The organism is Streptomyces sp. MST-110588, from assembly GCF_022695595.1.
Classification (GTDB): domain Bacteria; phylum Actinomycetota; class Actinomycetes; order Streptomycetales; family Streptomycetaceae; genus Streptomyces.
In genome coordinates, this window is sequence record NZ_CP074380.1 from 2,873,748 (window position 1) to 2,887,936 (window position 14,189).

Sequence of the window (14,189 nt, forward strand, 5' to 3'; positions counted from 1 at the left end):
AGCAGGTACACGGCCCCAGAGGCACACAGGCACACACAGGCAGGAGCATCACGTGGCAATCGATCCCGCCGAGCTGATCAGCCGGGCGAAGGCATGGCAGGCCGAGGACCCCGACGCGGAGACCCGCGAGGAGCTGGGCAAGCTCATCGACGCCGAGGACACCGAGGAGCTGGCGGCCCGTTTCGCGGGCACGCTCCAGTTCGGTACGGCCGGGCTGCGCGGCGAGCTGGGCGCGGGCCCGATGCGGATGAACCGTTCCGTCGTCATCCGGGCCGCGGCCGGCCTCGCCGCGTACCTCAAGGACAAGGGCCAGGGCGAGGGCCTGGTCGTCATCGGGTACGACGCGCGCCACAAGAGCGCCGACTTCGCCCGGGACACCGCCGCCGTCATGGTCGGCGCGGGCCTGAAGGCCGCGGTGCTGCCGCGTCCGCTGCCCACCCCCGTCCTCGCCTTCGCCATACGGCACCTCGGGGCGGTCGCCGGTGTCGAGGTCACCGCCAGCCACAACCCGCCGCGCGACAACGGCTACAAGGTCTACCTGGGTGACGGCTCCCAGATCGTGCCGCCCGCGGACGGCGAGATCGCCGAGCGGATCGCGGCCGTGGCCTCCCTGCACGACGTGCCGCGCCCCTCGGAGGGCTGGGAGATCCTCGGCGAGGACGTCCTGGACGCCTACCTGGCCCGTACGGACGCCGTGCTCACCCCCGGCTCGCCGCGTGGGATCGGCGTCGTCTACACGCCGATGCACGGTGTCGGCCGGGACGTGCTGGTCGCCGCCTTCGAGCGGGCGGGCTTCCCGGCGCCGGCCGTGGTCGCCGAGCAGGCCGAGCCGGACCCCGACTTCCCCACCGTCGCCTTCCCCAACCCCGAAGAGCCCGGCGCGATGGACCTGGCCTTCGCCACCGCCCGTGCCACCGAGGGCACCGACATCGTCATCGCCAACGACCCCGACGCGGACCGCTGCGCCGTCGCCGTACCGGCGCCCGGCACCGAAGCGGGCTGGCGGATGCTGCGCGGTGACGAGGTCGGCGCGCTGCTCGCCGCCCACCTGGTCACCAAGCAGGCCCAGGGCACGTTCGCGACGACGATCGTCTCCTCCTCCCTGCTCTCCCGCATCGCGGCGGCGGCCTCGCTCCCGTACGAGGAGACCCTGACCGGCTTCAAGTGGCTGGCCCGCGTCGACGGCCTGCGGTACGCCTACGAGGAGGCGCTGGGCTACTGCGTGGACCCCGAGGGCGTACGGGACAAGGACGGCATCACCGCCGCCCTGCTCGTCACCGAACTGGCCGCCGGGCTCAAGCAGGCCGGCCGCACCCTCACCGACCTGCTGGACGACCTGGCGCTGCGGCACGGCCTGCACGCCACCGACCAGCTCTCGGTCCGCGTCCAGGACCTGTCGCTGATCGGCGCCGCCATGGAGCGGCTGCGCGAGCAGCCGCCGACCGTCCTGGCGGGCCTGTCCGTGGCCTCCTCCGACGACCTCTCGCAGGGTACGGACGCGCTGCCGCCGACCGACGGGCTGCGCTACCACCTGGCCGGGTCCGAGGCGGTCGGCGTGTCGGCCGGCCGGGTGGTCGTCCGGCCCAGCGGCACCGAGCCCAAGCTCAAGTGCTACCTGGAGGTCGTGGTCCCGGTCGCCTCGGCGCAGGCCCTGGCCCAGGCCCGTACGACGGCGGACGCCGCGCTCACCGCGATCAAGGCGGACCTTTCGGCGGCGGCCGGCATCTGACGCGGCCGTCGCCGCCGGCGGTCGCCTCCGACGGCGGTCGCCTCTGATGGCGGTAGGCGAAGGACCGAGCGGCGGGCCCGGGTCTCATGACCGGGGCCCGCCGCGTTTGCGTCACACGCCTTATGCAGAAATCGTCCGCGATGCCGGATCCAGGGCCTTGCCTTGACCGGCGAGAGCAGCGGCGAGGTCCTCGCCACGGTTGTACCGGGCGTACTCGACCGAGCCTGGCTTGTACGGATTGCCGTACACGATCCGGGTCACAAGCGCGGCAAACGACCAGCGCCGGTCCCCGCTCAGCCGCCGGCGAGCACGCCGGCCGGGTCTTCGCCGACGACCCGGTGTGCGCTCGGGCTCACGCCCATGACCCGCTTGAACGCCGCACTGAAGCTGAAGGGATCGGCGTAGCCGACGCGCCGGGCGACGGCGGCCACCGTCGTGCCGGGCTCGGACAGCAGGTCGGCGGCCAAGGTCATGCGCCATTCCGTCAGGTAGGTCAGCGGCGGCTCGCCCAGCAGAGCCTGGAAGCGCTTGGCGAACGTGGAGCGGGACACCCCGGCGACGGCCGCCAGGGACGGCAGGGTCCAGGCCCGTTCCGGGGCGGCGTGCATGGCGCGCAGGGCGGGGCCCGCCACCTCGTCGCCCAGCGCGAGATACCAGGCGGGCGGGGCGGCCCCGGGCCGGTCGAACCATTGGCGCAGCGTGCACACCAGCAGCCAGTCGAGCAGCCGGTCGACCACGATCTGCCGGCCGGGCAGGCCGGCGGTGAGCTGGGCTTCCAGGTAGCCGCGCATGGCGGCGCAGTCGTGTTCGTCGGGGACGACGGCGACCGGCGGCAGGGCCCGCAGCAGCCTGCGGGGAACCTCGCCCGGGACACGGTAGGCGCCCACCAGGAGCATGGTCCGGCCGTCGCCGTCCGGTATCCGCTCCGGCCGGCCGACCGGTGTCTGCGGGGCATCCGTGAAGGCGAACGGCTCCGGGCCGCGGACGATCGCGGCCTCTCCCGTGCGCAACGGCTGCGGCTCACCGCCGTCGTCCCGGACGATCCAGCCCGCGCCGCTCAGGGGGACGCACAGGGTGAGGTAGGCCTCCTTGGTGAAGCGCAGCGTCCACGGCGGTGTCAGTACCGATCCGGCGAAGACGGCGCCCTTGGCACGCACGCCACGCAGCAGGTCGTCGAAGAGGTCCATGGGCGGCACGATATGCCAGGCCGTGCGGGGTGCGGACGGCTGGACATGGGGTGCGGACGTTCACCCATGTCCCGTTCCGCGGGCGCCGGGTTGACTCGTCCGCATGTCCGACAACGCTTTTTCTTCCACTGATCCACGTCCGGTCCTGGTTCTCGGCGCGACCGGCAAGACCGGCCGCCGCGTGGTGCGCGAACTGCGCGCCGCGGGCGTGCCCGTCCGGGCCGCGTCCCGCTCCGGCGAGGTCCGCTTCGACTGGACGGAGCCCGCCACCTGGTCCGGCGCCCTGAACGGCGCCTCGGCCGTCTACCTGGTCGCTCCCGACGAGGGGTACGAGGTGGTGCCGGAGTTCACCGCGCGAGCCGTACGGGCGGGCGTCGGCCGGTTCGTGGCCCTCTCGGGCCGGGGCATCGAGCATGTCGGCCCGGACTTCGGGCAGGGCATGGCAACGGCCGAGGAGGCGGTGCGCGAATCCGGCGTCCAGTGGGCCGTCCTGCGGGCGAACAACTTCAACCAGAACTTCGACGAGGACCTGTGGCGGGAGCCGCTGCGCAACGGCCGCCTGGCCCTGCCCATCGGGAAGGTCCCGGAGCCGTTCATCGACGCGGACGACGTCGCGGCGGTGGCCGCGGCGCTGCTCACGCGCGCCGCGCACACCGACGGCGTGACCGAGGTCTCCGGGCCGCGCGGCCTGACCTTCGACGAGGCCGTGGCGACGATGGCCCGGGCGGCCGGCCGGGAGATGGCGTACGTGGAACTGTCCCCGCAGGAGTACCACGCCGAGCTGCTGGCCGCCGGTCTCCCGGAGTCGGCGGCCAGGATGCTCGGTGCCCTGTTCGCCCTCCATCGGGCAGGGCACACGGTCGCTCCGACCGACGGCGTGCGGCAGGTCCTGGGCCGTGAGCCGGTGGACTTCGCGGCGTACGCGAAGCGGGCCGCCGCGGCGGGAGCATGGGCCTGAACGGCCGCACGGGAAAAGGGCGTCGCCCCGGCTCGGTGCAGCGGGGGCGACGGTTGCCGGACGTACGGCCGTCCGGGCGCGGGTTTCCCGCCCGTTGCGGGAACTGACGAAGTACGCCTATCCGGCGCTGTGGCCGGCCCCGGCCCCGGTCCCGGTTCCGGCCTCGGTGCCGTCCCCGTCCGGGCCGGGCGTGTCCCGTCCCAGACCGCGGCGGATTGCGATCTCCACGGGGGAGTAGGCGCCGTCGGCCCGCTCCAGCTCGTACGGCGCGGCCGGCAGCAGCGGCGGCTGGGCCATGAAGCGCGGCCGTACCCCGTGGTGCGGCTGCGCCGCGTGCACCAGGAACGGATGGCACAAAAAGACGTCGCCCGGGGACCCGGTGGCCAGGGCGACGTCCCGGTGGTCGGACGCCGCCACCAGATCCGGCGCCAGGGCCAGCCCGCCGGCCCCGTCCTCCCCGTACTCCTCCAGCACCTTCGGCACGTCCAGGTGGGAGCCGACCCGGATCCGGGTCGGGGCGTCCTCCTCCCCGACCTCGCTGAACAAGAACAGCATCAGCAGCGCCCGGCCCCGGGAGCGCAGGTTGGTGAAGTACCAGCTCTCCCCCTCCGGCAGATAGCTCCCCTCGATGTGCCAGCCCGCGTCGTCCGGCTCCTCCGGGTGCGGGAACCGCAGCGGGAAGGTGCCCAGCGAGTAGCGCGGCTCCCAGCGCCCCGCGCCGACGAGCAGGTCGTACGCGCGATGCAGGGCCGGGGAGTTGGGGGCGGCGGCGAACGGCCCCTGCCCCATGCCCGGCACCCAGTGCACGGGCCGCGTCCATGTCGCCGGATCGTCCGGGTCGCAGCCCGTCTCCCGCCACAGCAGCCGCGCGCAGTCCGCGGCCACCCGCGGCGCGACGGCACCCTCCAGCTTCACGAAGCCGTCACGCAGGAAACGGGATACCAAGGTCGTGTCATCCATGCCCCCATCGTGCGGCGCCACCGACCCCGGCCACCCGACACTTCCCGTACCGTCTTTGTCGGGTGTTCACCGAGCCCCGACGCCGCCGGCCGTCATGACGTCCACGGACACCACCCGTCAGGGGAAAGCCCCCGCCCAGGCACGGGACCGGGTGCACCCGCGGCCGACCCCGCTCGGCTCCCGCTACGGCGTCCGTGAGACCGTCGAACGCGAACCGCCCTCGTCGCGCAGCGTCACGCCCGGAGATGAAGACCGAGCTCAGAGCGCGATCAGCACCACGAGGCCGAGTACGCCCACCACGCACGGGGCGATGATCTCGTACGCCCAGCGCACCGCCGGACCGCCCTGCGCGCTCTCCCGCGCGGCGCCCCGCTCCTGGAGTTCGCGCAGCTCGTCAAGGGTGCGGTCGGCCGTGGCACGGGGCGGCGGGCCGGCGTCCAGGTGCAGCCCGAACTGGCTCTTGGCGGGCCGGTTCGCGGAGCGCGCCGCCTGCCGGCCGGCCTTCTTGCGCTGCCGCAGCGACACCGGGACCGCCCAGAGCTGGTACTTCGTGCCGCCCGCGAAGACCTCGCTGGTGAAGGAGGCCCGGAGGTCCTCCACCGCGCCCCACGGCAGCGTGATCGTACGGAAGGGGTTGCGCACCACGAGCCGGTCCTGTCCCGCCCGCACCACGGGCCGCAGGGTGAACGCGACCACCAGAGGCACCGCGAACAGCAGCCCGGCCACCGCCAGCAGCTTGGTGTGCCCCTCGCCGCGCACCAGCGCGTCACCGCCGAGCCAGGCGGCGAGCGCCAGCAGCATGACCCCGCCGGCCAGCCCGGCCGGCGAGCGGTAGCTGCGGTCCGCGTACTGCTGGACGGGGTCTGCGGGCTTGTCCGGGCTCGTCATGCTGCCGATTGTGCCTCAGAGGGCCGGGTCGCCATAGGGGTGATGTTGACGGCCGGGTGGGAGCGGGGGCCCGGTCGGGGCCGGGGCGTTGACACCGTCGCCGCCGGACGGTTGTAATGACCGACGTGTCACGTGACGTCGGCCAAAGAGCAGTGGGCCGGCCGGCAGTCGGGCGAACACCTTCACTCCAGGGACGATCCCATGAGTTCACACTCCACGGCCTGAGCCTGTTCTGAGCGCCTCCGCGCGCCCTGCTCCGCGCCGTGCGGTCACCCGCGCGCCCGTATGCGCCATGGCTCGTACGCGATACACGCCATGCGCTCGTACGCGATCCACGCCGTGCGCGCGTGCGTGCCACCGCCGGCAGCCTTCCGAGCACCCTTGTAGCCGCCCGCCCCGCGCAGCGGCTGTCCCGCATCCTCGCGGTTTCGCGCCCCTTCGCGCCGCCGCGCGCCCTTTTTCTGGAGACTCATCACCGTATGTCGGTATCCCCTTTCAACCAGTCCGTCATCGAGGAGTTCCGCGCCAACGGAGGAAAGGTCGGCGGCCCCTTCGAAGGCGGCGACCTCCTCCTGCTGACCACCACCGGCGCCAAGTCGGGCCGGCAGACCACCACCCCGCTCGGTTACGTCCGCCACGACGGCCTGCCGCTGGTCGTCGGATCGAACCTCGGCGGGCCCCGGCACCCCGCCTGGTACCACAACCTGCTCGCCCACCCCCAGGTCCAGGTGGAGATCGGCACCGAGTCGTACGCCGCGATAGCCGTCCCCGCCGAGGGCGCCCGGCGGGACGAGCTGTTCGCGCACGTGGTGCGCGCGGTGCCCGGGTACGGCGACTACCAGGCCGCCACCTCCCGGGTCCTGCCCGTCGTGGTCCTGGAGCGCGCCGGCCACGAGCCGGAGGAGGGCCCTGTGGAGGTCACCACCCTCGCCGGCAAGCTCCTGGAGGTCCACACCTGGCTGCGCGGACAGCTCCGGCACGTACGCGCGGAGACCGAGGCGCACTTCGCCGAGCGGGCCGCCCACCAGGGCCCCGGGGAGCCACCGAAGCCGGGGCTGGGGCTCCAGATCCGCCAGCACTGCCTGGCGTTCTGCCAGTCGTTGGAGTTCCACCACACCAGCGAGGACGCCCATGTGTTCCCCGCCATGGCGGGCTACCACCCCGAGCTGAAGGACGCCTTCGACCGGCTGCGCGAGGAGCACCGTACGGTCGCGCGCATCCAGGACGAACTCCTCGCCCTGCTGGCCGACATCACCACCGCCGACCCCGAGCGCTTCCGCACGGAGCTGGCGCGGATGTCGCGGGAGCTGACGGCCCACCTCGACTACGAGGAAGAGGTGCTGCTGCCGCCGCTGGCCCAGGTCCCCTGGCCGCCTGCCCCGCCGGCCGCTCCGGCCCCACCCGCCCCGCCGGTCACCGACCGGGAACCGGCCGCTGACCGGGAGCCGGCCGCCGACCAGAGGCCGTAAGCAGGTCCAGAGCCCGCCGGCCCCCGCGGATCAGGGCCGGCGCCCCGTGAAACACAGGAACGCGGTCTGCGGGTCGGCGTCCGGCGGGGCGGCGACGCCCGGGTCGAACGCGCCGGTCATCAGCAGCCCGCCGTGATGCGGCAGCAGCGCCTCATGGGTACGGGCGACGGCCTCCGGGTCCAGGGATTCATCGCCCCCGGTGGCGCGGGCCAGGTCCCAGGTGTGCCCCAGCAGCTCCAGGGCTCCGATGAGATCGACGGCCCGCTCCACCGGCACCGGGCCCAGAGGCCCGTCCGGCAGCGGCCGGGCCGCCCGGTCCGGGTCGGTGAGCACGGCGAGCATGTCGTCACGGGCGGCGGTGAACGCCGCCGCCAGGTCCGCGTCCGGCGCCACGTCCGGGGCGTCGGCCATCCCGCAGACACCGACGCCGTACGCGGCGGCCGGCGCCTGGCCGCCGGCCAGGGCGAGGATGCCGCGGTGCCCGTTGACGACATGGCCGACCACGTCACGGGCCGTCCAGCCGCGGCACGGGCTCGGCGCGTCCCAGCGGTCCTCGGGAGTGGCCCGGACGCGGGCCAGGAAGCCGTCGGCGAGTCGGGCGTAGCGGTCCGCGATCGGTGACATGGGGGACTTCCTGCCCGGAAATCCTGCCGGGAATCTTCCGCGGAACCGGCCCGGAAACCGGCCCGCCGCTGCCCGGATCACCCCCTGGCGGACGGTTGCGCAAAGTGAGTACGAGCCAGGGGGTGACAGGTAGCTACGCGCGTAGATATGCTCCCCTGGTGACCATGCCCACCACTGTTCCCGCATACGGCAAGGAAGCCGCGGGGCGTCTGGCGTCGATGGCGGACGTGACCGCCTCCGACGGTGCGCTGCGCCGCTTCCTCCACGGCCTCCCGGGCGTCGACGCGGTCGGCCTCCAGGCCCGCGCCGCGACCCTCGGCACCCGCTCGATCAAGAACACGGCGAAGGCGTACGCCATCGATCTCGCCATCACGATGATCGACCTGACGACGCTGGAAGGCGCGGACACCCCGGGCAAGGTCCGGGCCCTGTGCGCCAAGGGCGTCAACCCGGACCCCACCGACCGCACCGTCCCCAAGGTCGCCGCGATCTGTGTCTACCCCGACATGGTGGCGACCGCGAAGGACGCGCTCGGTGACTCCGGGATCCACGTCGCCTCCGTCGCCACCGCCTTCCCCGCGGGCCGCGCCGCGCTGCCCGTCAAGCTCGCCGACACCCGTGACGCGGTCGCGGCCGGCGCCGACGAGATCGACATGGTGATCGACCGGGGTGCCTTCCTCTCCGGCCGCTACATGTCGGTGTTCGAGGAGATCAAGCAGGTCAAGGAGGCGTGCCGGCGTGAGGACGGCAGCGCCGCCCACCTGAAGGTGATCTTCGAGACCGGTGAGCTCCAGACGTACGACAACGTCCGCCGGGTCTCCTGGCTGTCGATGCTGGCCGGCGCCGACTTCATCAAGACCTCGACCGGCAAGGTGGCGGTCAACGCCACTCCCCCGGTGACCCTGCTGATGCTGGAGGCCGTCCGCGACTTCCACGCCGCCACGGGGGTACAGGTCGGTGTGAAGCCGGCCGGCGGTATCCGTACGACCAAGGACGCCGTCAAGTACCTGGTGATGGTCAACGAGACGCTGGGCGAGGGGTGGCTGACCCCCGACTGGTTCCGCTTCGGTGCCTCCAGCCTGCTCAACGACCTGCTGATGCAGCGCCAGAAGCTCAGCACCGGCCGTTACTCCGGCCCCGACTACGTCACGGTGGACTGACCATGACCTTCGAATACGCACCGGCGCCCGAGTCGCGCGCCGTCGTCGACATCGCGCCGTCCTACGGCCTGTTCATCGACGGCGAGTTCACCGAGGCCGCCGACGGCAAGGTCTTCAAGACCGTCTCCCCCGCCAACGAGGAGGTCCTCTCCGAGGTCGCCCAGGCGGGCGCCCAGGACGTGGACCGCGCCGTGCGGGCCGCCCGCAAGGCGTTCGAGAAGTGGTCGGCGCTGCCGGGCGCCGAGCGCGCCAAGTACCTCTTCCGGATCGCCCGGATCATCCAGGAGCGCTCGCGCGAGCTGGCCGTCCTGGAGTCCCTGGACAACGGCAAGCCGATCCGCGAGTCCCGCGACTCCGACCTGCCGCTGGTCGCCGCGCACTTCTTCTACTACGCGGGCTGGGCCGACAAGCTCGGCCACGCCGGGTACGGCGCGAACCCGCGCCCGCTGGGCGTCGCGGGCCAGGTCATCCCCTGGAACTTCCCGCTGCTGATGCTGGCGTGGAAGATCGCCCCGGCGCTGGCCTGCGGCAACACCGTCGTCCTCAAGCCCGCCGAGACGACCCCGCTCTCCGCCCTGTTCTTCGCGGACATCTGCCGCCAGGCGGGCCTGCCCAAGGGTGTCGTCAACATCCTGACGGGTGACGGCACCACCGGCGCCGAGCTGGTCGCCCACCCGGACGTCAACAAGGTCGCCTTCACCGGTTCCACCGAGGTCGGCAAGGCCATCGCCCGTACGGTCGCCGGTACGGACAAGAAGCTCACCCTCGAACTGGGCGGCAAGGCGGCGAACATCGTCTTCGACGACGCCCCGGTCGACCAGGCCGTCGAGGGCATCGTCAACGGCATCTTCTTCAACCAGGGGCACGTCTGCTGCGCGGGCTCCCGCCTCTTGGTCCAGGAGTCGGTGCAGGACGAGCTGCTGGACGCGCTCAAGCGCCGGATGGCGACCCTGCGCGTCGGCGACCCGCTGGACAAGAACACCGACATCGGCGCGATCAACTCCGCCGAGCAGCTCGCGCGCATCAAGTCGCTGGCCGAGGCGGGCGAGCAGGAGGGCGCCGAGCGCTGGGCCCCGGCCTGCGAACTGCCCGACAGCGGCTACTGGTTCGCCCCGACCCTCTTCACGGGTGTCACGCAGGCGCACCGCATCGCCCGCGAGGAGATCTTCGGCCCGGTGCTGTCGGTGCTGACCTTCCGCACGCCCGAAGAGGCCGTGGAGAAGGCCAACAACACCCCCTACGGCCTCTCCGCCGGCATCTGGACGGAGAAGGGCAGCCGCAGCCTGTGGATGGCCGGCAAGCTGCGGGCGGGCATCGTCTGGTCCAACACGTTCAACAAGTTCGACCCGGCCTCGCCGTTCGGCGGTTACAAGGAGTCGGGCTTCGGCCGCGAGGGCGGCCGGCACGGTCTGGAGGCGTACCTCGATGTCTGATCGCTTGAGCGTTCTCAAGACCTACAAGCTGTACGTCGGGGGCAAGTTCCCCCGGTCCGAGAGCGGACGGGTGTACGAGGTGACCGACTCAAAGGACAAGTGGCTCGCCAACGCGCCGATGTCCTCCCGCAAGGACGCCCGGGACGCGGTGGTCGCCGCCCGTAAGGCGTTCGGTGGCTGGTCCGGCGCCACGGCCTACAACCGCGGCCAGATCCTCTACCGCGTCGCCGAGATGCTGGAGGGCCGCCGCGAGCAGTTCGTCGCGGAGGTCGCCGACGCCGAGGGCCTGTCGAAGTCCAAGGCGGGCGCGGTCGTGGACGCCGCGATCGACCGCTGGGTCTGGTACGCGGGCTGGTCGGACAAGGTCGCGCAGATCGCCGGCTCGGCCAACCCCGTCGCGGGCCCGTACTTCAACCTCTCCACCCCGGAGCCGACCGGCGTCGTGGCCGTCCTCGCGCCGCAGGACTCCTCCTTCCTCGGCCTGGTGTCGGTGATCGCCCCGGCGATCGTCACCGGCAACACGGTCGTGGTGACCACGAGCAAGAAGTCCCCGCTGCCCGCCCTGTCGCTGGGCGAGGTGCTGGCCACCTCCGACCTGCCCGGCGGCGTCGTCAACATCCTCTCGGGCCGTACGGCGGAGCTGGCGGGCCCGCTCGCCGCCCACCAGGACGTCAACGCCATCGACCTGGCGGGCGCGGCGGGCGACGCCGAGCTGGCCACCGCCCTGGAGACGGCGGCGGCGGACAACCTCAAGCGCGTGCTGCGTCCACAGGCTGTGGACTGGGCCGCCGACCCGGGGACCGAGCGCCTGCTCGCCTTCCTGGAGACGAAGACCGTCTGGCACCCGATGGGCGTCTGACACCCTTCTGGCCGTATGGCTTCGTACGGATTCATTCAGGTCCGTACGGTCTTACGGTTTCGTACGGATGCCGTATGCGTGCCGTACGCCTCCGTACGGCTCACCGCGCCCGCCCGCCCTCCTTACGAGGGCGGGCGGGCGCGGTGCGTTCATACGGGGCTCCGGCGTTTCAGGGTCGGCCCGGCCCCCTCCCGCGGGGTCCCGGCGCAAGGCCGCGATTCCGTGCGGCGGTGGCGGTGCGGGCCCCGTGGTGGATCCGTACGGCGGTACGGCGCCGGCCGCCCGTTCAGTCCGGCAGCAGGTCCAGCGCCATGCCCGTCACGGGCAGGTCCCGCAGCGCGCCGCCGTCGGTCACCGGTTTCGTCACGATCGCGGTCGTCAGCGGCTTGAAGTCGGCGATCTGTGTGCCGAGGGTGTTGTTCAGGGGGTCGGTGCCGGTGCCCGCGAGCGGGTCGAGGTGGAAGTCCTTGACCGGGCGGGCGCCGCCCGACAGGGTCTTCTCCCCGCCCTTGAGCAGTCCTTCGGCCGCCCCGCTCGCCCAGGAGAGTTGCTTGTTCCCGTGCCGGCCGGCCGCTTCCTCGGGCGCGTCCGGGCCGGGGTGGCGGTCTCTGTTTTTGGACGGTCCGCGGTTTTTGCCCTTGACCGAATGACGGGCCGCCTCCTGCATGGCGGCGGGCGAGGTGTCGGCGGGGTCGTGGCGCGCCTGCGGGGTGGCGTCGGGCGCCGTGAGGAAGGGGGCCGCGCCCGCCGTGTTCGCGCCGCCCGCCGCGAGCGCCGTGCCGGCCGCCGACACCGCCAGCCCGGCACGCACCAGACAGCGCGGGATGCGGCGTCGCTTGGGACGGGCGTGACGAGCGTGAGAAGCCATCGGCGACCTGCCTGTAGATCCTGAGTGCGGCCCCGTCCACGCGAAGGTGCTCGTGGGTGATGGGGTGACTGCACAGCGTAGTTGAGGCGTCGCGCGCGATCCACCGAGCGCGCCTGGGGTAGCTCACTCGGCCCAATGCCCGACAATGGTTGTCCGTGAGCCTTCAGCCGTCCGCCCAGCCCGCCGCCCGGCCCTCCGCCCCGCCCGGCGCCCGGGTCGTCCTGCTGACGGGCCCCTCGGGGTCCGGCAAGACGTCCCTGGCCGCCCGCACGGGCCTGCCCGTCCTGAACCTCGACGACTTCTACAAGGAGGGCACGGACCCCACGCTGCCGCAGCTCCCCGACGGCCGCGGCGCCGACTGGGACTCCCCGCTCTCCTGGGACGCCGGCGCCGCCCTCGCCGCGATCGGGGACCTGTGCCGTACGGGCCGTACCACCGCCCCCGTGTACGACATCTCCACCAGCGCGCGCGTCGGCGAGACCCCCGTCGACATCGGTGACGCCCCCCTGTTCATCGCGGAGGGCATCTTCGCGGCCGACGTCATCGCGGACTGCCGTGCGGCGGGGCTGCTCGCCGACGCGCTGTGCCTGCGCGGCCGTCCCGCCACCACCTTCCGCCGGCGGCTGGTCCGGGACCTGCGCGAGGCCCGTAAGCCGGTGCTCTACCTCATACGGCGCGGACTGCGCCTGATGCGCGCGGAACGGGTGATCGTGGCCCGGCACGTGACGCTCGGCGCCCACCCCTGCGCCAAGCCGGAGGCGCTGTCCCGGATATCCTCCGCGCGGGCCACGGGGGACGGGCCCCGGGCCGCCGGGGCCGTACTCCGCACCCCCACGCAGATCTGACCGCGAGAAACCACAGGACCGCAGGAGGGGACACATGCCTAAACAGCACACCTACCGGACCCGTGTCGTATGGACCGGCAACACCGGTACCGGCACCAGCGGTTACCGGGACTACGCACGGGACCACGAGGTCAGCGCCGACGGCCCGCCGCCGTTCCAGGGCAGCGCCGACCCGGCCTTCCGCGGCGACCCGGGGCGCTGGAACCCCGAACAACTGCTGCTGGCCTCGCTGTCGCAGTGCCACATGCTGTCCTACCTGGCGCTGTGCTCCCTGGCGGGCCTGGCGGTGACGGCCTACGAGGACGACGCCGAGGGCACGATGAGCGGGGACGGCAAGGGCGGCGGACAGTTCACCGAGGCGGTGCTGCGCCCGCACGTCGAGGTGGCCTCCGCCGACCTGGTCGACCGGGCCAGGGAGCTGCACGCCGAGGCGCACGCCAAGTGCTTCATCGCCAACTCGGTGAACTTCCCGGTCCGCAACGAACCGGTGGTGACGGTACGGGGCGACGTGTGACGGCGACGGCGGAACCGCCGGAACCGACGGGCCCGGCGGAACCCGACGCGCCCCGGCTCGTCGACCGGGCGCTGATGGAATCGGTCTTCCCTCCGGAGGTACTCCTCACCGTGGAAGAGGGAAGCCTTCCGGCGGAATTGCACGAATCCGCCCGGTCGGTCCTGACCGGTATCGGCCTGCCGCACGACCGGAGTTCCTTCTTCTTCGTCGACGGGCGCTTCTTCGAAGAGGATTCCCGCCGCGCTTTCGCCCGGTGCTCGGAACTTCCCTACCTCTCCGGTTACCGGAACATGCCGGACGGCTGGGAGAACTGGCTGGTGATCGGGGGAATTTTCGACGACGGCGTCATCCTCGACCCCGTCTCCGGGGCCGTGTACTGCCTGCCGGACGGCGAGTGGACGGCATGGCCGCTCAACCGGAACCTGGACTCCTTCGCCTATTTCCTGTACCTGATCGAGTCCGAGCGCCCCCACTTCGACTTCACGGTGTCGGACGAGATCGAGGACTCGGAAGGCACGGCGAAATCCCTGCGGGACCGGATGATGCGGGCCGATCCGCTCCCTTTCGACGGGACTGAGCCCGCCTGGTCGGAGAAGGCAGATCTGTTCGACGCGGAGGCGCCGCCGCTGCCGCCGTGGGACCGGGTGCTGTGGGACGTACACGAGTCGGTGGGCTGAACCACGCGAAGGAGCGGG

General features: G+C 72.7%; 14 protein-coding genes. 9 read left to right on the forward strand and 5 right to left on the reverse strand.

Annotated elements, in window-relative coordinates; all coding sequences use genetic code 11:
- Positions 1 to 52: 52 nt before the first annotated feature.
- Positions 53 to 1,729 carry a phospho-sugar mutase gene (locus KGS77_RS12465; protein WP_242580997.1) on the forward strand — a complete coding sequence of 559 codons (1,677 nt, stop codon included), beginning with the start codon at positions 53 to 55 and terminating at the stop codon, positions 1,727 to 1,729.
- 293 nt (positions 1,730 to 2,022) lie between these two features.
- On the opposite strand, the gene KGS77_RS12470 is transcribed toward KGS77_RS12465, so the two are convergent.
- Positions 2,023 to 2,916, reverse strand: a complete 894-nt coding sequence (locus KGS77_RS12470) for an AraC family transcriptional regulator (RefSeq protein ID WP_242580998.1) — start codon at positions 2,914 to 2,916, stop codon at positions 2,023 to 2,025.
- Positions 2,917 to 3,019: 103 nt separating this feature from the next.
- On the opposite strand from KGS77_RS12470, the gene KGS77_RS12475 reads away from it, so the two are divergent.
- Positions 3,020 to 3,874 (forward strand): NAD(P)H-binding protein, encoded by an 855-nt coding sequence (locus KGS77_RS12475; RefSeq protein ID WP_242580999.1) that lies wholly within the window; start codon positions 3,020 to 3,022, stop codon positions 3,872 to 3,874.
- Positions 3,875 to 3,991: 117 nt separating this feature from the next.
- Here KGS77_RS12475 and KGS77_RS12480 read toward each other — a convergent pair whose 3' ends face one another.
- Both KGS77_RS12480 and KGS77_RS12485 read right to left on the reverse strand, forming a co-directional pair.
- Positions 3,992 to 4,834, reverse strand: a complete 843-nt coding sequence (locus KGS77_RS12480) for a phytanoyl-CoA dioxygenase family protein (RefSeq protein ID WP_242581000.1) — start codon at positions 4,832 to 4,834, stop codon at positions 3,992 to 3,994.
- A gap of 258 nt (positions 4,835 to 5,092) precedes the next feature.
- Entirely contained in the window at positions 5,093 to 5,722 is a 630-nt protein-coding gene (locus KGS77_RS12485) for a PH domain-containing protein (RefSeq protein WP_242581001.1), read from the reverse strand.
- Between the two features lie 479 nt (positions 5,723 to 6,201).
- On the opposite strand from KGS77_RS12485, the gene KGS77_RS12490 reads away from it, so the two are divergent.
- Positions 6,202 to 7,191 carry a nitroreductase/quinone reductase family protein gene (locus KGS77_RS12490; protein WP_242581002.1) on the forward strand — a complete coding sequence of 330 codons (990 nt, stop codon included), beginning with the start codon at positions 6,202 to 6,204 and terminating at the stop codon, positions 7,189 to 7,191.
- A 30-nt stretch (positions 7,192 to 7,221) separates the two neighbouring features.
- Here the strand turns inward: KGS77_RS12490 and KGS77_RS12495 are convergent, their stop codons facing one another.
- Positions 7,222 to 7,815, reverse strand: coding sequence for a TIGR03086 family metal-binding protein (locus tag KGS77_RS12495; RefSeq protein ID WP_242581004.1), 594 nt, complete (start codon positions 7,813 to 7,815; stop codon positions 7,222 to 7,224).
- 164 nt (positions 7,816 to 7,979) lie between these two features.
- Between KGS77_RS12495 and deoC the strand changes: the two genes are divergently transcribed.
- Genes deoC through KGS77_RS12510 form a run of 3 tightly spaced genes read left to right on the forward strand, consistent with a single transcriptional unit; the run spans position 7,980 to position 11,267 of the window.
- Complete coding sequence (gene deoC / locus KGS77_RS12500; protein WP_242581006.1) at positions 7,980 to 8,975, forward strand: deoxyribose-phosphate aldolase; 996 nt, start codon at positions 7,980 to 7,982, stop codon at positions 8,973 to 8,975.
- Between the two features lie 2 nt (positions 8,976 to 8,977).
- Positions 8,978 to 10,408, forward strand: a complete 1,431-nt coding sequence (locus KGS77_RS12505; protein WP_242581007.1) for an aldehyde dehydrogenase family protein — start codon at positions 8,978 to 8,980, stop codon at positions 10,406 to 10,408.
- Positions 10,401 to 11,267, forward strand: coding sequence for an aldehyde dehydrogenase family protein (locus KGS77_RS12510; protein WP_242581008.1), 867 nt, complete (start codon positions 10,401 to 10,403; stop codon positions 11,265 to 11,267). Before KGS77_RS12505 ends, KGS77_RS12510 begins: the two co-directional genes overlap by 8 nt.
- A gap of 286 nt (positions 11,268 to 11,553) precedes the next feature.
- On the opposite strand, the gene KGS77_RS12515 is transcribed toward KGS77_RS12510, so the two are convergent.
- Positions 11,554 to 12,135 carry a hypothetical protein gene (locus KGS77_RS12515; protein WP_242581009.1) on the reverse strand — a complete coding sequence of 194 codons (582 nt, stop codon included), beginning with the start codon at positions 12,133 to 12,135 and terminating at the stop codon, positions 11,554 to 11,556.
- A 155-nt stretch (positions 12,136 to 12,290) separates the two neighbouring features.
- Between KGS77_RS12515 and KGS77_RS12520 the strand changes: the two genes are divergently transcribed.
- Genes KGS77_RS12520 through KGS77_RS12530 form a run of 3 tightly spaced genes read left to right on the forward strand, consistent with a single transcriptional unit; the run spans position 12,291 to position 14,171 of the window.
- On the forward strand, positions 12,291 to 12,980 hold the full coding sequence (locus KGS77_RS12520; protein WP_242581010.1) for an ATP-binding protein: 690 nt from the start codon (positions 12,291 to 12,293) through the stop codon (positions 12,978 to 12,980).
- 34 nt (positions 12,981 to 13,014) lie between these two features.
- Positions 13,015 to 13,494 (forward strand): OsmC family protein, encoded by a 480-nt coding sequence (locus tag KGS77_RS12525; protein ID WP_242581011.1) that lies wholly within the window; start codon positions 13,015 to 13,017, stop codon positions 13,492 to 13,494.
- Entirely contained in the window at positions 13,491 to 14,171 is a 681-nt protein-coding gene (locus tag KGS77_RS12530) for an SUKH-4 family immunity protein (protein WP_242581012.1), read from the forward strand. Before KGS77_RS12525 ends, KGS77_RS12530 begins: the two co-directional genes overlap by 4 nt.
- Positions 14,172 to 14,189: the final 18 nt, after the last annotated feature.